Origin of the sequence: Ochrobactrum sp. MYb379, assembly GCF_037479515.1 — a bacterium.
GTDB lineage: Bacteria > Pseudomonadota > Alphaproteobacteria > Rhizobiales > Rhizobiaceae > Brucella.
Map to the genome: position 1 here is coordinate 48178 of NZ_JBBGYW010000011.1, position 16375 is coordinate 64552.

A 16375-nucleotide genomic window follows, 5' to 3' on the forward strand; every position below is an offset into this window, starting at 1 on the left:
CGTCCGGCAGGCGCGATTCGAAGTCTGTAATCTGCGTCTGTGATCTGGCATTGGAAAGGATATGGATGGCACCCGATACGACCCTCAGGCAAGTCCTCGAACGGCTGGACAAAGCACTCAACACGCTTGAACAAGCAGTTGATCTGCGGCTGGACAAGGAAGGCGACTTCGCCGAAGCCGAGGAAGAGGTGCAGCGTATGAACGCTGACCGTAGCAAACTTGCTCAGGAACTTGATCAATCTGAGGCGCGCGCAGAGCGGCTTGAAGCTGCGAACCGCGAAGTGTCACGTCGTCTTGTGACCGCTATGGAAACCATCCGCGCCGTTCTGGATCGATAAAGGACACAAGCATGGCGACTGTAACCGTTACCATCGATGGCAAAGCTTATCGGATGGCCTGTGACGAAGGGCAAGAAGAGCATCTCTCTGGCCTTGCGGATCGTTTCGACCAGTATGTTACTCATCTGAAATCTTCTTTTGGCGAAATCGGCGATCTGCGCCTCACTGTTATGTCCGGCATTATGGTGATGGATGAGCTGGCTGAGACGCAAAAGCGCGTTAAAGCGCTTGAAAAAGAGGTTGAAAACCTGCGCCACTCGCATGACGAAGCGCTGACAAGTGCCGACAAGAATGATGCTGCCGTAACGGGAATGCTCGCAGATGTCGCGACGCGTCTTGAACAGGTTGCTGCGCGTATCTCACCGCGTCGCGGTTCTGCCTGATTTTTCTAAAAGATTTCTGTATCTGTCTTAACGCCTCTGGCGCTTAAGCGTGAGTGCGCCTATATGTGTTGTCGGCGTACTGCGCTTCCCGACAGGTGTAACAGCATCCCCGGGGCCTTATTGATCTCTAAGGGAGCTGTCCCTGTGAAGGCCTGTGGGCTTTCGCATATGGCGCCCACCTACGTTGTAGGTTCCCGGGATCAAACACTACCATCGGTCGTCGTGGTCGCCACTTTCTTTCGCTTCGTGCCTTTTTGAGCCAAGCGGTTTGTTATTTAAGATAAGTATGTTCTAACGCGCCTTATCCCTTCAAAGATATGTGCGTTTGCTGATGACTTATACTCCCCCTGATTTGCCTCCAGTGTCTGAACGTCTGCGCGTCGCTGTTCCGATTGCGATGGTCTACGGGCTGTTGCTCTATATGCTGATCTGGCTGACGCCCATTTCGGATATGATGCCCTTCATTGGTGGGCTGATGCTTTTGCCGATGGGAATTGCGAGCCTTGCATCGAGTATCAGCGATCCGCGTGCACTAAAGCCCCTTTGGAACCACGTGAAAATGGGCTGGATGATTATCGGCGGCCTCGTTGTTATCAGCATGGTTTTCTTTCGCGAGGGCGGGATTTGCGTGATTATGGCTGCGCCGTTTTTCGCAGTTTTCTCGGCGATTGGATCTTGGGTGACGCTTTCCCTCATTCAGCGGTTTCGTTCGCCGCGTTCGACAATGCTGGTGATTGCACTTCCGTTGATGTTTTATCCGTTAGAGCCGTTGCTGAAATATGAGCCGCATGAGGGGGCGGTTACGACTGTTATCGATATTGCAGCTTCGCCTGACATTGTGTGGCAGCAGACGGCTGAAATCCGCAATGTGCGCCCGGATGAACTGTCTTGGACATTCAGTCATGGCATCGTCGGAGTTCCGCAGCCAGTGGATGCGCGGCTTGAAGGCGAGGGTGTCGGCGCTGTACGCCAGCTTGAATGGACACGCGGTGTAAAATTTCAGGAAATCATAACGCAGTGGGAAGAGAATCGACATCTCGCATGGGATTTCAATTTTGGGCCGGAATCGATACCTGCAGCTGTTGAAGCGCATATCGATGTGGATAGCTCCTATCTCAAGCTGACCAATGGCGATTATCAGCTTGAAACACTTCCGAATGGTCACACACGCCTGACGCTGACCACGCGCTACCGCATTGCGACGCCAATCAATTTCTACTGCGATCTCTGGGGTAAGGTTTTCCTGAATGATTTCCATGGCGTTGTGCTGAAAGTTATTCGTGAGCGCTCGGAGAGATTAGCAACTGACCCTTGACGGAGAAGCGCATTCCGGTTCCACTATCAGCAATTGGTGGAGGCGTTTGATGAATGATACCGGGCAGCCGCAGAGCGGCGATAAGCAGCATTTGAGGCGAACAGTGCTTTCGCGCCGCGATGCGCTTGATCCGCGGTTTCGTTACGAAGCCTCTTTGTCGGCAGCTAAAAAGGCAGAAGCCGCTCTTCATATTCCCAAGGGAGCAATGATCGCGGGTTATTGGCCTATCCGGTCGGAGATTGATCCACGCCCGCTATTGTCGTTTATGCGCGATAAGGGTGTGCGGCTTTGTTTGCCGGTAGTGCTTGATAAAGAGACAATAGCATTTCGCGAATTTCTGCCAGATGCGGAATTGGTGCAGACAGGCTTTGGTACGATGGGTCCAGATAAAAATGCGCCGCTGGTCGACCCGGCGATTCTGTTGATGCCGCTTGCAGGTTTTGACAAACGTGGCCACAGGCTTGGCTATGGGGCAGGGCATTATGATCGCGCTCTTTCGCGATTCAGGGGTCGGGGTCTGGAGCCGCTGCTGATCGGTATGGCATTTGATTGTCAGGAAGTGCCACATGTGCCCAATGAGTCGCACGATATTGCTCTTCACCAGATACTGACCGAGACTGGCTTGCGCTCCTTCGATCAGGGCTGATAAAGACGGATTTATGAGATTACTTTTTCTTGGTGATATGGTGGGCCGGTCGGGGCGCACGGCAGTCTATGACAAGCTGCCGGGCTTAATTTCCGATCTGAAGCTGGATTTCGTGATCGTCAACGGTGAAAACGCCGCTGGCGGCTTCGGTATTACCGAAGAGATTTTTCACGACACAATCCGCGCGGGTGCTGATGTTGTGACGACCGGCAATCACGTATGGGATCAGCGCGAGGCGCTTGATTTCTCCAAGCGTGAAGATCGTTTTCTGCGTCCTGCAAATTTTCCGAAAGGAACTGCGGGTAAGGGGGAAGGGCTTTACATTGCAAAGAACGGTGCGCGGGTGCTGGTCTCCAATGTGATGGGCCGCGTTTTCATGCATCCCGACCTCAATGATCCGTTCATCGCGGCCGAGAAAATTCTTGAAGCTTGTCCGCTTGGTGAACAGGCCGATGCCGTGTTCTTCGATTTTCATGCGGAGGCCACAAGCGAAAAGCAGTGCTTCGGTCATTTCGTCGATGGTCGTGCCAGTGCTGTGGTTGGAACGCATACCCATGTGCCGACTGCTGACTATCAAATCCTGCGCAACGGCACGGCTTATATGTCGGATGCTGGCATGTGCGGCGATTATGATTCGTCGCTGGGCATGGAAAAGGAAGAGCCGCTTAATCGGTTCCTGTCGAAAGTACCGAAAGGTCGCTTTGAGGCCGCCAGCGGTCCTGCCACTGTCTGCGGCGTGGGGATCGAGATTTCTGACCGCACTGGGCTTGCTGAAAAAATTGCACCGTTGCGTATTGGCGCACGGCTGGAAGAGAATATTCCAGAATTCTGGAAATAGTCTGCGCTATAATCTGATTTGAACACCCGCATAATCGTCGTTGACGGCGATGCGGGTACAGAGATCTGACCACTCGCAAGACTGACAGGCTTTGCGGATGGTTCCTGCTACAAAGGCCGACCGCATCAATGCAAGTCGCGCCGCATCGAGCTCGAAATCTGAGCCTGCGGCGACTGTGGTTTTGAATAAATCTGAGATGGAGTTCAGCGCCAGCCGGTCGCGCACGATCACGCTTTCATTTAAGCAATGACAATCGCCATCACAAAGCAGCGGCTGACAAATATCGTCCGGCCCATCGATGATCTCGATGTCTTCTCCATCAGACAAGCGCCCGGCAATCGTGTCATAATTGTCCACGAATGCCGGGCTGTAGCCCTTGCCGATATAAGTCAGCATGCAGAGAAGATGATGGCCGCGTAAGCGTACCGTCATTTTTTGCTTATCGATTTGCTGCTTTAAGGATTGCTGCACCCAGTGCCGACTTGATCACTGCACCGACTAGGAATGGTGTAACACCGAAGGCAACGGCCTTTTCAATGCCGATCGCGCCCGAAAGCCATAGTGCGCCGAGAGCCAGACAGATCGCGTTGGCGGCAAGGAACGACGTGAAGCTCAGAACAATGCTCTTATTCCACCCGCGTTCAGCAAGATAGCCGGTCAGCGCTGCGATAATCGGGAAGGCTGCGAGATAGCCAGCCGTTGCGCCTGCAAAGTGATGGATACCGCCAGCACCGCCTGCAAGAACAGGAAGGCCGATCATCGCCTGACCCAGCCATGCAAGAACCGTGGCTGCACCCAGGCGCCAGCCATAGAGCGCGCCGATCAATGGTACGATCAGCGTCTGAAGCGTGATTGGAACGGGGATCATCGGAACTTCGATCTGTGACGAGATTGCCAGAACCAGTGTACCAAATGCGACGGCTGCGATGCGCAGGGCAGGGGAGCGGGACTCAAGATCAAGCGGGCTGAAAGATACGCTCTTCTGGGTGATGTAGGCCATGGCTTCCTCAAATTATAGATAAAATTACGACTCGATCTATTTAAAATCTCCGGATTGATGAATTTTGGCAAGTGAGAAATAGATAAAATATATAAAAATGTAAAAATTGTTTAAAATCAAGACAATAAAGCCCGTTCGAAATCTGCTGAAGCGGCAGATCACGTCGCAGCAAAAAACTGATCGTTGAAACTGCTGTCTAGCCGACGATTGCGAAGGAATCGCGTGTCTTGCCAGATGCCGTTTTGATCGGGCGATGGCCGATCCATTGCACATGCCGGGCGAGGATGGTCGTTGCGGCTTCAATGTCATTCTGACGAAGGGCGGTTAAAATAGCCCGGTGGTCATGATCGGTGCGAGTTTCCCATTCCGACCGCCATGTGGCGAACAAAAAGCGCGCACTGGCTGCATGCAGATCGTCAATGGTCGCAAGTAAGCGTGGCATGTTGCAGGGTTCGAGAATCAGCCGGTGAAAGCGACGATTGGCTTCTTCCCAGCTTCTGACGTCGCGTGATTTATCACCTTCGACTGTGGCTTGTTCTGCTGCATCCAGTGTAGCGCGTGTGATGTGCGGTGCCGCATGGCGCAATGCCAGCACTTCAAGAGCCGCGCGCATTTCCGCCACTTCACGAATTTCTTTGATGTCGAAAGAAGCAACCCGAACACCGCGCCTTGGCTCTGAAATTGCAAGCCCTTGTGCTTCCAGCCGTCGAAACGCTTCGCGGACAGGCACATGGCTTGTTTCGAACTCTTCAGCAATATGATCCTGCCGCAACTTAACACCCGGCTCGATCTCGCCGGCAATGATGCGGTCGGCGAGTATGCGGCTGATACGGGTAGCAATTGTTTCGCTGGTGGTATTGCTGGAATGCTGTTTCATGGCTTTATAGATAAAGCTGTTTGGGTCCGGGCGTCGACAGCTAATCGCATAATTGACAGAGGAATTTGTAATTTGGCGCTTTTGCTGGACGAATGGGCCTCAATTCCTTATAACGCGCCCATTCTGCACGGAAAGCACGCTGGCCCGAGCTGTGGCCTGCCCTCTTCTCAAGTGACGCTTTCTCCGTGCGCTTCATTTGAACCGAACAGGGGTGCCATGGCTGGCCATTCACAGTTTAAGAATATCATGCACCGCAAAGGCCGTCAGGATGCCGTGCGGTCGAAAATGTTTTCCAAGCTCGGACGCGAAATTACCGTTGCGGCCAAGCAGGGTCTGCCTGACCCATTGATGAACCCGCGCCTGCGTCTGGCTATCCAGAATGCCAAAGCGCAGTCCATGCCGAAAGACAATATTGAACGCGCCATTAAGAAGGCCGCTGGCAATGACGGCGAAAACTACGATGAAGTGCGTTACGAGGGCCGTGGCCCCGGTGGCGTTATGGTTATCGTTGAAGCCCTGACCGACAACCGCAATCGAACAGCCTCCAATGTCCGCGCAGCTTTCACCAAGTCCGGTGGCGCGCTGGGCGAAACCGGATCGGCTGCGTTCATGTTCGATCGCGTTGGCGAAATCGTCTACAAGATTGCCGTTGGCGACGCCGATACCGTCATGGAAGCGGCGATTGAAGCCGGTGCTGACGATGTTCAGACAGGCGAAGAGGAGCATGTGATCCTCTGCGCCTTTGAAGACATTGGCGACGTTTCGAAAGCGCTGGAAACAGCGCTTGGTGAAGCCGAATCGATCAAGACGATCTGGAAGCCACAGACCAACACTGAACTGGATGAAGAAAAGGCACGCTCCGTGCTGAAGCTTCTCAACGTGCTTGAAGATGATGATGACGTTCAGAACGTCTACAGCAACTTCGAAGTCAGCGATGAAGTGATGGAAAAGCTGAGCGCCTAAGTTCCGGTCTCAGTTCTAAATCTTGAAACTCCCGGCTCGTCCGGGAGTTTTTTATTGGGTCTTCGCTTGAAATGCAGACAACAAAAAACCCCGCCGGAGCGAGGTTTTTCGTAATCTCATCAATGACGGTATTAGATACCGAGATTGCCGAAACGGTTCTTGAACTTGGAAACGCGGCCACCGCGATCAAGCATGGTCTGCGAACCACCGGTCCAAGCTGGGTGCGTCGATGGATCGATATCGAGATTCATCGTATCGCCTTCTTTGCCCCATGTGGAACGGGTTGTGTATTCCGAACCATCGGTCATCACGACCTTGATGGTGTGGTAGTCGGGATGGATATCAGCTTTCATCTTCTCAATCCTGAAAGTCTGGGAAGAAAAGCCCAGCTCTAGTGTTTAAAACTGCGGCACTTTCGCCCGATGGTCAATATGAAGACCCGTTACCAACGGCAACGGCTTCCAAAAGGGTTGGCGAGCCTATACATCAGGCGCACGGCAATAACAAGGGCGCAATCTCAAGAATGGCCAGCACAGACAGTCAAATTCGCATGAATCCTGATTTCAATACGCAAGAAGATCGGAAACGCCGCTCGCTCAAGCCTTTGAAGCGGATGATCCCATTTCTCTCGCGTTATAAGAGTCTGGTCGTTGGCGCGCTTTTTTCGCTGGTCCTTGCTGCTGCCACCACCCTCGCAGTTCCTGTTGCCGTTCGCCGGATGATTGATCACGGTTTCTCAGGCGCTGATGCGATCTTCGTCAATAATTACTTCGTCATGCTGGTGGCACTGGCGCTTGTGCTGGCGCTGGCGTCCGGGCTTCGCTATTTCTTTGTGATCTCGCTTGGCGAGCGTGTTGTGGCTGATCTGCGCAATGCCGTGTTTTCGCATGTGACCAGCCTTTCGACCGAGTTCTTTGACCGCTCGCAGTCTGGCGAAATCGTTTCGCGACTGTCAGTCGATACCACGCAGATTAAGTCGGTTGTGGGTGCGACGGCCTCTGTTGCTTTGCGCAACATGATTCTCGGTATTGGTGCGTTGATCATGATGGTCGTCACCAGCCCCAAGCTATCCATGTTGGTGATTGCCGCCATTCCGCTGATTGTTATTCCGCTGATTGCGTTTGGCCGCTCGGTACGTCGTCGCTCGCGAATGACGCAGGATATGCTGGCCCATGCCAATGCCTATGCCAGCGAACAGATTGGTGCCATGCGCACTTTGCAGGCTTTCACCAATGAAAATATGGTTGTGGGGCGCTTTGCAGGTGCCGTTGAAAAAGCTTATCAAGCCGCACGTTCATCCATCAAAGCACGCGCTATTCTCACCGGCTTTGCGATCTTTCTGATCTTTGCCAGTGTTGTTGCGGTGCTGTGGTTTGGCTCGCGCGATGTCCTGTCGGGCACAATGAGCGCCGGTACGTTGGGCCAGTTTGTTCTTTACGCTGTGTTTGCAGCCAGTGCATTCGGTGCGCTTTCCGAAGTCGGTGGCGAACTTGCGCAAGCCGCTGGTGCTACTGAGCGTCTTGCTGAGATCCTCGATGAAAATCCGGGCATCGCGGCACCTTTGAAACCTGTTGCTCTTCCAGAGCCTGCACGTGGTGAAATCAGCTTCGATAATGTGCATTTTTCTTATCCGACGCGTCCTGACGCTCCATCGCTCAATGGCGTCAGCTTCACTGTAAAGCCCGGTGAGACGGTTGCGATTGTCGGGCCATCTGGCGCTGGCAAAAGCACGATCTTCTCGCTGGTGATGCGTTATTACGATCCTCAGACGGGTTCTGTGCTGATGGACGGTGTAGCTTTGCCAAATGCTGATCCGGCTAAGGTGCGCGAACGCATTGCAGTCGTGCCGCAAGACGTTGTGATCTTTGCTACGAGCATTCGTGAAAATATCGGCTTTGGTAAGCCGGGTGCGAGTGATGCGGACATTGAAGCTGCAGCTAAAGCAGCACTCGCGCATGATTTTATTTTGGCACTCGATAAGGGCTATGACACGGAAGTCGGCGAACGCGGCGTGACGCTTTCAGGCGGTCAGCGTCAGCGTATAGCGATTGCGCGCGCGATTCTGCGGGCGGCACCTGTTCTGCTGCTGGATGAGGCAACCTCGGCACTTGATGCAGAAAGCGAAATGCTGGTGCAGAAAGCACTGGATAGCTTGATGGATAATCGCACCACGCTGGTTGTGGCGCATCGTCTGGCTACGGTTCTGAAAGCCGACCGCATTCTCGTGCTCGATAAAGGGCAGATTGTCGAAGAGGGCACTCATCAGACGCTGGTTGAAAAGGGCGGGATTTATGCCCGTCTGGCCAAGCTTCAGTTTGAAGCCGGTTCCGGCGTTTTCGGAAAATAAAAAAGGGGCTAAGCGCCCCTTTATTTATTTTGCGCGCATCTTATCCGAAAACCGCTTCACACTTTTCGGGACGCGCTAAATTATCTCTCAGTCAGTTTCAACTCAATGCGGCGATTTCTGGCACGGGCATCGGGCGCATCGGAGCTGTCAAGCGGCTGATACTCGCCAAAGCCTGCCGCGACCAGACGATTGGGCGGAACACCATTGGCGATCAAGTCTTTCACCACAGCTGTTGCACGCGCCGAGGAAAGCTCCCAGTTGTCGCGGAAACGACCAGTTCCTGCGAGTGGCACATTGTCGGTATGACCATCCACACGCAGCACCCAGTTGATGTCATCCGGGATTTCCTGATTGAGCGTGATGACTGCCTCGGCGAGCTTCTTCATTTCATCCAGGCCGGCGGGATTGAGATCAGACGAGCCGGTCGGGAAAAGAACTTCCGACTGAAAGACGAAGCGGTCTCCGACAATGCGGATGTTTTCCTTGTCGGACAGAATCGCGCGCAGACGACCAAAGAAGTCAGAACGATAGCGGTTCAACTCCTGCACACGCTGTGCAAGTGCCACATTCAGGCGGCGACCAAGATCGGCAATTTTAGCGTTGGATTCGCGATCACGCGATTCGGACGCATTGAGTGCATCTTCCAGTGCGCCAATCTGACGACGAAGTGCTGAAATCTGCTGGTTGAGCAATTCAACCTGTGAAAGCGCACGTACGCTAACCTGCTTTTCCGCATCAAGGCTCTGGCCCAGCTCACCAGCGCGCTTTTCAGCGGCAGCACCTGCGCCGGTTCCTTCATTGAGTAGCGCTTGCAAGCGGGAACGCTCGCTCTCGGCACCTGACAAGGATGCTTGCAGATCTGCAATTGTATCCTGCATGTCCTGTGAGTTGCTTTTTTCGAGTGAGAGAAGCTGTGTCAGTTCCTGTATCTGGCTGTTAAGGCGAGCGAGAGCGGTGTCTTTGGTATCGACATCGCGGCTTAATAGAAACTGCCCCAGCACGAACACTGTGAGTAGGAACATGATGGCCAGCAGCAATGTCGTCAGCGCATCGACGAAGCCGGGCCAATAATCGACATGACGTTGCGGGCGGCGGTTACGGCCTAGAGCCATGCTGCTTACTCCGGCCGTTTGCTGTCAGTGGGGCGACCCGGAGCGCGCTCGGCAGGGGCTCTGGAAGCAATGGCCTCGTTGAGACGTCCAAGCGTTTCGCGAATGGCCTTTTGCTCATCCGTCTGCTTCTCAACCCAATCGCGCATCAACTGCTGTTCGCTGCGCATGCTTTTGACAAGCCCCTGAATGCCTTCTGCAAGATTGGCAAGCGCTGCCGTTGTGCGCTGGCTTGAAGCCTCGCCACCTTGCAGGTTTTGCACATGCTCGGCGAGATTGCGGATGCCGCCGAGATGTTCATCGGTGCTGAGATCCGAACCGAGATCGGTCACGGATGAGAGCCAATTTTCAAGCTCGGTATAGAAACGATTCTGCGCACGGCCCGACTGCAAGTCGAGGAAGCCAAGAATCAACGAACCCGAAAGACCAAACAGTGAGGACGAGAACGCCGTTCCCATACCCGACAGCGGTGCTTGCAAACCAGCTTTGAGCGAATCAAGCACATCGGTTGTGCTGCCCGAACTCGGGTCCAGTGATTGGATGGTCTGGCCAATAGAGCCTACCGTTTCGAGCAGCCCCCAGAACGTGCCAAGCAGACCCAGAAAGACCAGCAAGCCGATCAGATAGCGCGAAATATCGCGGCTTTCATCAAGGCGCGAGGCAATCGAGTCGAGAATGGTTCGGGTGGATGTTGTGGTCAGCGCCATCGACTGTCTGCGACCGATCAGAGCGCGCATTGGTGCAAGAAGCACAGGCGGACGTGTAGTGCCGTCGCGCTCGCCGTCGCGGAATGAATTGACCCAGCGGATTTCTGGCAGCAACCGCAGCACCTGTCCAAATGCCAGCAGAATACCGATGAGCAGCACGCCGAAGATCAGTCCATTCAGGCCGGGATTGGTGACGAAAAATGTATGGATCTGCCGCATCAGGACTGCTGCAAGGAATGCAACAATGATGAGAAAGATCACCATGGATAGAATGACAATTCTCGGGCTGCTCAGGCGGTAGGGGTCGTAGTCCCGTGTATCGTCGAGGCGTTCCCGTGAAAGTCTCAGATCGCTCATGCGTTTGGCTCCATGGATATCCATTGGGATAATCTGTCGCGGGGGAGCCTACTGCATAATTTAGCGAAGCGGAATCGCTTAAACACAAAAAATAATGCGCCCCGGTTGGAATACCGGAGCGCAGTAAAACATAAAAATAGGAAGCTGATCAGATTGGCTTGTTGACCGTCTTGAGCAACGCCTTCTGAATGATTTCGTTGCCCGCAACGATGGTCTTCGTGTCAAAAATGTCCTGACCACCCTTTTTGTCGGATACAAAACCACCGGCTTCGCGGATCATCAGGATGCCTGCGCCGAGATCCCACGGATGCATGCCGTCTTCCCAGAAACCATCAAGGCGACCTGCTGCGACATAAGCGAGATCAAGAGCAACGGCACCCATGCGGCGGATACCCGATGTTTCAGCCATGACATTGCGCAGTTCGACAAGGTATTGGCCGTGGCCGGGGCGACCAAGATGCGGAATGCCGGTGCCGATCACGCAATCAACCAGCTTGTTGCGGGCAGCAACGCGCAGACGACGATCATTGAGGAACGCGCCGCCGCCGCGTTCAGCGGTGTAAAGCTCGTCCATAGCCGGATTGTAAATTACGCCGGCAACGATCTGTCCCTGACGCTCAAGAGCGATAGAGACTGCGAAAACAGGAATACCATGAAGGAAGTTTGTGGTGCCGTCGAGCGGATCGACCAGCCAGCGATGCTGTCCGTCTTTCGATTCAACCTCGCCCGATTCTTCCATCAGGAAGCCAAAATCCGGGCGGGCGCGGCTCAGTTCTGTGTAGATAACTTTTTCCGCTTTGCGGTCAGCCTGGCTGACATAATCGCCGGGGCCTTTGAGAGAAACCTGAAGGTTCTGCACTTCGCCGAAATCGCGCGCAAGGCCGCGTCCGGCTTTCATAGCGGCCTGAACCATAACATTGAGAAGGGCTGAACGCGCCATCTGATCGTCCTTTTAGAAGCGCATTCCGAAACCTGTGAGCTGGCTTTCGAAAAAGATGCGCGTTGATAAATCACAGAGCGCCGATCTGATGAGATCAAACCTATGGCACTCAGAACTGAGCAAGCTGAGAAAGAACTGTCGCATTCCTCTTAAAAGAGGATGGACTGCGGCGCCGGTTCTAAAGGCGCCGCATGATTTTAAATATTCGATTATGCGCGGCTGATATAGGTCAGTTCGCTTGTATCAACGATCACGCGTTCACCCGAAGCGATGAATGGTGGAACGAGGATACGAATACCATTTTCAAGAACAGCTGGCTTGTAAGAAGAAGCAGCAGTCTGGCCCTTAACGACCGGATCAGCTTCAACGATTGCAAGTGTAACCTGTTCTGGAAGACGAATGCCGATTGGCTTTTCTTCGTAGAGTTCAACGGTAACCATCATGCCGTCCTGAAGGAAGGCTGCGCGGTCGCCAACGAAATCTTTCAGAAGTTCAAGCTGTTCGTAGGTTTCGGTGTCCATGAAAACCAGAGCTTCGCCCTGTTCGTAAAGGAACGAGAAGTCCTTCTGTTCCAGACGAACGCGCTCTACGGTTTCAGCTGCGCGGAAACGTTCGTTAAGCTTGGTGCCGGTGATGAGGTTCTTCAGTTCAACCTGATTGTAAGCGCCGCCTTTACCAGGCTTGACTGCATTGGTCTTAACCGCTGCCCACAGGCCGCCATCATGTTCGATAACATTGCCTGGGCGGATTTCGTTACCATTGATCTTCATAAGATTAATCCGGGAGTAAATGTGAAACTGTTGCGGCCCGGCGCATCACGACAGAAAGGCAATCTCTCGCTTGTTTGCAGGGATTGCGTCCATCTTTAACTCGAACCACGATAATCGGGCTCTCCAAGACCATAAAATAGCGCTTTGTGCAAGCCTGAGCCGTAAATCAGCGGGTCAGCTCATCAAAAAACTGTCTGGTTTTATCGAACACGCAGATTGTTTGCGATCTGGATTGCCTGCTTAAGCTGATCATCAGCCAACCCATCCATCATGTCATTGAGGTCTGGTGAGCGATAACCGGCGCGCTGAGCAACGATATACCACGCAGCTGATTTGACCGTATCACCATCTGTGCCGATACCGTCGCGATAAAGTCTTGCAAGCCAGGCTTGAGCCAGAACCATGCCGCGCTGTGCTGCAATCTGCATCCAGCCAAAGCCCTGCTCGTAATTGCGATCACCGCCCCGGCCCTCAACCAGCCAACGGCCCAGATCATATTGTGCCGTGTCATAGCCCTTGCGCGCAGCGCGCAGCAGATATTCACGCGCTTTCTTGTCGTCATGCGGGATTTTGTCAGTGCCGTTGGCGTAAATCTGGCTCAAGGCATATTCTGCATCGGCGAGCTGCGCGTTGGCAGCTTTCTCAAACCACGGGAAAGCTGCATCAATGCCAGAAGCTGTTGTCGCTTTCATCATGACCAGCTGACCGTAATTGAACTGCGCCATGGCATTGCCGCTTTCGGCAGCCTTTTGCATCAGTTCTGTCGCCTTGGCTGTGTCTTTTTTGACGTACTGGCCTTGAAGCAGCAAGGCGGCATAGCGAAACTGCGCTTCATGCACACCCTTATCCGCGGCTTTGGCATACCATTCGGCGGCTTTTTTCTGATCCGCAGGTACACCCAGACCACGCGCATAGATTTCTGCCACAAGTGTCTGTGAAGCTGGATCGCCTTGCTCAGCCTTTGGTTTCGCCAGATTAAATGCGGTCAGATAAAGCCCACGCTGATAGGCACCGAAGGCTTCATCCGCTGGTTTGTCGCCAAACCTGCTTGGGTCAATTGCAGGCAAAGCACTGGTTGATGCCGGTTGCGGCAGCATCTTGGGCTTGTCAGCAGGCTTATCGCTTTTCTTGTCGTGTTTCTTTTGCACGCCTGCGGGTTCGCCAGCAGTTCCGGCAGCATGGGCAACCGGAAAAGATGCAGCGAATATCAAAGCTGTGGCGAGAAGAATTTTGCTCTTCATGGGGCGTACAAAACCTTGGGCGTTATTTCTCGAAACGAGGTGCGTGTTCGTCGAGAAGCCGGTTGGCTTCCGCAACAGCTTCCGCAGGGTTTTCTGCTTCAAATATGGCACTACCAAGGGCGACGAAATCTGCACCGGTTTCTGCGGCGGCGATGACGCTTTCCAACGTGTTGCCAGCTTGTGCGACGCTCGGAATTTCAACGAGTTCGGACCACCATTCAGCCAAAGACAGATTGCGCGGATGCGCATCGGGCTTTTTGTCAGCGCCAATCTTGCCGAAGAAAACGTAGTCAGGCTGCAGTTCGCCGATTTCCATAGCACTATGGCGATCACGCAGATTGCCCGTGCCAACGATGAATTTCGGTGTGTGCTTTTCGATTGCTTCAGCAAGCTCAGCTGCTTTTCCTTCAATGTGGATGCCATCGGCACCAACACGGCCCGCAATGCGCGTATCATTTAGGATGATCGCGGCAGCACCTTTTTCCTGAATGACGGCAACGGCCTTCTGGGCCGATGCCTGAAATGTGGCTTCATCCAGATCAGTGCCATCGAGAATCACACTTGCAACGTCGCCGCCTGACAAGGCTGCCGATAACAGTTTTGCGAGTGCATCCCCATTTGCGATGGGTGGTGCAACCAGCAAAAGGCGGCAGCGATCATTGTTTTGTTTAGCAGTTGGCGCGTTCATAAACCAAACCTAGCGAAAAATGTTGATGGAATTCGGGCATAAAGTAAGAGGCGTTGCTTGAACAGCCCCTTTGCATTTTAACGCTTTTGTTGCGGGAGCGGGAAACCCCTGTGTTGGCATAATGTTATCCACTGGAACGAAAGTTGATTGGAACCAACCGCGTTCTCACCGAATTACCAGTTATATAGGCGGCAATGAGTGCTGCGCTATCGCAGACTGAAATATAAACAGCAGGCAGGCGAAATGACGAATGAAACGGCGAAAATAGTGCCAAAGGTCCGCGACACACGCATTGATGTGTTTCGCGCGCTGGCACTGCTTACGATTTTCATCAATCATGTGCCCGGAACCTTTTTCGAGCATTTCACGCATAAGAATCTCGGCTTTTCGGATTCGGCAGAAGCTTTTGTTCTGATTTCAGGCATGGCAGTGGCACTGGCCTATGGATCGAAGTTTGCTCCGGGCAATCGTCTTATGCTGACGTTGAAAATGTGGCGTCGCGCCTGTGTGCTTTATACGGCGCACATTATGACGACGCTCGCGACGATTGGCATTTTTGCCTCTGCCGCGATTTTCCTCAAGCATCGTGAACTTCTGACACAGATCAATATTGGCCCACTGGTCAAGCAGCCGGTTGAGGCACTTCTCGGTCTGGTTACGCTTGGTCACCAGCTCGGCTACAATAATATTCTCTCGATGTATGCGGTTGTGCTTCTACTTACACCACTGTTGCTTTTGCTCGCTCGTATCAGCCTGTCGCTGATGCTCGGTGTGTCGGGCATGGTGTGGTTGCTTGCGGGTCTCTATCATGTGGCTCCGGTGAACTACCCGACAGAGGGCGTCTGGTTCCTTAATCCGCTATCATGGCAGTTCCTGTTTGCTATCGGTATTGCTGGCACCATCCATGTGCGTCGTGGCGGCAAGCTGCCGACCAATCCAGCATTGATTGCTGCTTCCGTTGGCTATCTGGTTCTTTCGCTGGCTTGGGTCCGTATTCCGCTTTGGGGTATTGATGTTTCAATGGGCATGCCTGCGGTTCTGACTGGCTTCGACAAGACGTTTTTGTCGGCTCCACGTCTTTTGCATGTGCTCGCCATGGCTTATCTGATCGCCGTTGTGCCAACGCTTAACAGCATCGCGCGTACCTCGCCGGATAACCCACTCGCGATTCTCGGCAAGCATTCGCTGCCGGTGTTTATTGCCGGTACGTTGTTGGCGATGGTTGCGCAGGTCATGAAGCTCGTTAATCCGGGTGGCCTTCCATACGACGCTTTGCTTATTGCGACGGGTGTAGTGATGCAGTTTGCGCTGGCTTATTATCTGGAATGGCTCCCAACCATTGGCTGGGGCAAGAAGCCTGCCGCAAAACCGGCCGCGGAAGGTTCAAAGGCTTCGCTTGGAGCCAATCCAAAACCCGCACTTCAGAGAATGTAATTAAAAGCCGCCTTCGGGCGGCTTTTATGTTTGCGGATTATTCCACAGCTGGCGCTCAGAATTAACCAATCATTAATCTTAACGGCGTTTAATGGTTTACATCCAGTTCGGCTGGATTCTTACCGAGTGGTGAAGCCACTTTGTTTGACGCCTCCCTGTTAAACTCCTGAGAGCCGCCTTTGCGGCTCTTTTTTTTATGGTTTTGTGGGAATCGCCTGTTTTCTGGCGAAACTGGCGTCAATGCCTTTCAGAGTTTATTCAAAAGCATTTTAAAAAATTAACCGAATGTTAAACATAAACTTGCGCGGCGGTGCATGAAGGTGCAGTTTATCGTGGACTTGCCCGATCAAGCTGTTCCGTCCCAGCTCTCCCCATGATCGAACAGCAGTTCATTCTATTATTTCACGCACATTTTGACAGTG

The 16375-nt window shown here is 53.3% G+C and carries 18 protein-coding genes and 1 other RNA gene; 9 read left to right on the plus strand and 10 right to left on the minus strand.

What is annotated here, in order from left to right; all coding sequences use genetic code 11:
* Nucleotides 1–65: 65 nt before the first annotated feature.
* From WH356_RS17730 to WH356_RS17755, 6 genes are all read left to right on the plus strand, one after another.
* A complete protein-coding gene (locus tag WH356_RS17730; protein WP_250041133.1) occupies nt 66–338 on the plus strand; it encodes a DUF4164 domain-containing protein in 273 nt (90 codons plus the stop codon).
* 11 nt (nt 339–349) lie between these two features.
* Nucleotides 350–721 (plus strand): cell division protein ZapA, encoded by a 372-nt coding sequence (locus tag WH356_RS17735; RefSeq protein WP_339513170.1) that lies wholly within the window; start codon nt 350–352, stop codon nt 719–721.
* 73 nt (nt 722–794) lie between these two features.
* A non-coding RNA gene (gene ssrS, locus WH356_RS17740) (6S RNA) lies at nt 795–953 on the plus strand.
* 99 nt (nt 954–1052) lie between these two features.
* Nucleotides 1053–2036, plus strand: coding sequence for an SRPBCC family protein (locus tag WH356_RS17745; protein ID WP_339513172.1), 984 nt, complete (start codon nt 1053–1055; stop codon nt 2034–2036).
* A 49-nt stretch (nt 2037–2085) separates the two neighbouring features.
* A complete protein-coding gene (locus tag WH356_RS17750) occupies nt 2086–2682 on the plus strand; it encodes a 5-formyltetrahydrofolate cyclo-ligase (RefSeq protein WP_339513174.1) in 597 nt (198 codons plus the stop codon).
* Nucleotides 2683–2695: 13 nt separating this feature from the next.
* Nucleotides 2696–3520, plus strand: coding sequence for a TIGR00282 family metallophosphoesterase (locus tag WH356_RS17755; RefSeq protein WP_339513176.1), 825 nt, complete (start codon nt 2696–2698; stop codon nt 3518–3520).
* A 6-nt stretch (nt 3521–3526) separates the two neighbouring features.
* On the opposite strand, the gene WH356_RS17760 is transcribed toward WH356_RS17755, so the two are convergent.
* From WH356_RS17760 to WH356_RS17770, 3 genes are all read right to left on the minus strand, one after another.
* The gene (locus WH356_RS17760; protein WP_339513178.1) at nt 3527–3952 is read right to left on the minus strand and encodes a DUF1284 domain-containing protein; all 426 of its coding nucleotides are present in this window, start codon (nt 3950–3952) and stop codon (nt 3527–3529) included.
* 7 nt (nt 3953–3959) lie between these two features.
* The gene (locus WH356_RS17765) at nt 3960–4520 is read right to left on the minus strand and encodes a biotin transporter BioY (protein ID WP_339513180.1); all 561 of its coding nucleotides are present in this window, start codon (nt 4518–4520) and stop codon (nt 3960–3962) included.
* Nucleotides 4521–4716: 196 nt separating this feature from the next.
* Nucleotides 4717–5397, minus strand: a complete 681-nt coding sequence (locus tag WH356_RS17770) for a GntR family transcriptional regulator (RefSeq protein WP_339513182.1) — start codon at nt 5395–5397, stop codon at nt 4717–4719.
* A 216-nt stretch (nt 5398–5613) separates the two neighbouring features.
* On the opposite strand from WH356_RS17770, the gene WH356_RS17775 reads away from it, so the two are divergent.
* Nucleotides 5614–6360: a YebC/PmpR family DNA-binding transcriptional regulator gene (locus WH356_RS17775; RefSeq protein WP_339513184.1), complete on the plus strand. Its 747-nt coding sequence runs from the start codon at nt 5614–5616 to the stop codon at nt 6358–6360.
* Nucleotides 6361–6491: 131 nt separating this feature from the next.
* Here the strand turns inward: WH356_RS17775 and rpmE are convergent, their stop codons facing one another.
* The gene (gene rpmE, locus WH356_RS17780; RefSeq protein WP_339513186.1) at nt 6492–6713 is read right to left on the minus strand and encodes a 50S ribosomal protein L31; all 222 of its coding nucleotides are present in this window, start codon (nt 6711–6713) and stop codon (nt 6492–6494) included.
* A 197-nt stretch (nt 6714–6910) separates the two neighbouring features.
* Here rpmE and WH356_RS17785 point away from each other — a divergent pair, with 197 nt between their 5' ends.
* Nucleotides 6911–8707, plus strand: coding sequence for an ABC transporter transmembrane domain-containing protein (locus WH356_RS17785; protein ID WP_421566196.1), 1797 nt, complete (start codon nt 6911–6913; stop codon nt 8705–8707).
* Nucleotides 8708–8787: 80 nt separating this feature from the next.
* On the opposite strand, the gene WH356_RS17790 is transcribed toward WH356_RS17785, so the two are convergent.
* From WH356_RS17790 to WH356_RS17815, 6 genes are all read right to left on the minus strand, one after another.
* Entirely contained in the window at nt 8788–9819 is a 1032-nt protein-coding gene (locus WH356_RS17790) for a peptidoglycan -binding protein (RefSeq protein ID WP_339513188.1), read from the minus strand.
* 5 nt (nt 9820–9824) lie between these two features.
* Complete coding sequence (locus WH356_RS17795; RefSeq protein WP_339513189.1) at nt 9825–10880, minus strand: flagellar motor protein MotA; 1056 nt, start codon at nt 10878–10880, stop codon at nt 9825–9827.
* Nucleotides 10881–11028: 148 nt separating this feature from the next.
* Nucleotides 11029–11820 carry an inositol monophosphatase family protein gene (locus WH356_RS17800; RefSeq protein WP_339513191.1) on the minus strand — a complete coding sequence of 264 codons (792 nt, stop codon included), beginning with the start codon at nt 11818–11820 and terminating at the stop codon, nt 11029–11031.
* Nucleotides 11821–12029: 209 nt separating this feature from the next.
* Nucleotides 12030–12590, minus strand: coding sequence for an elongation factor P (gene efp, locus WH356_RS17805; protein ID WP_339513193.1), 561 nt, complete (start codon nt 12588–12590; stop codon nt 12030–12032).
* A 200-nt stretch (nt 12591–12790) separates the two neighbouring features.
* Complete coding sequence (locus WH356_RS17810) at nt 12791–13831, minus strand: tetratricopeptide repeat protein (protein WP_339513194.1); 1041 nt, start codon at nt 13829–13831, stop codon at nt 12791–12793.
* Nucleotides 13832–13853: 22 nt separating this feature from the next.
* Nucleotides 13854–14519, minus strand: coding sequence for a thiamine phosphate synthase (locus WH356_RS17815; protein ID WP_339513195.1), 666 nt, complete (start codon nt 14517–14519; stop codon nt 13854–13856).
* A gap of 243 nt (nt 14520–14762) precedes the next feature.
* Here WH356_RS17815 and WH356_RS17820 point away from each other — a divergent pair, with 243 nt between their 5' ends.
* Nucleotides 14763–15953: an OpgC family protein gene (locus tag WH356_RS17820; protein ID WP_339513196.1), complete on the plus strand. Its 1191-nt coding sequence runs from the start codon at nt 14763–14765 to the stop codon at nt 15951–15953.
* The last annotated feature ends 422 nt before the right edge of the window (nt 15954–16375 follow it).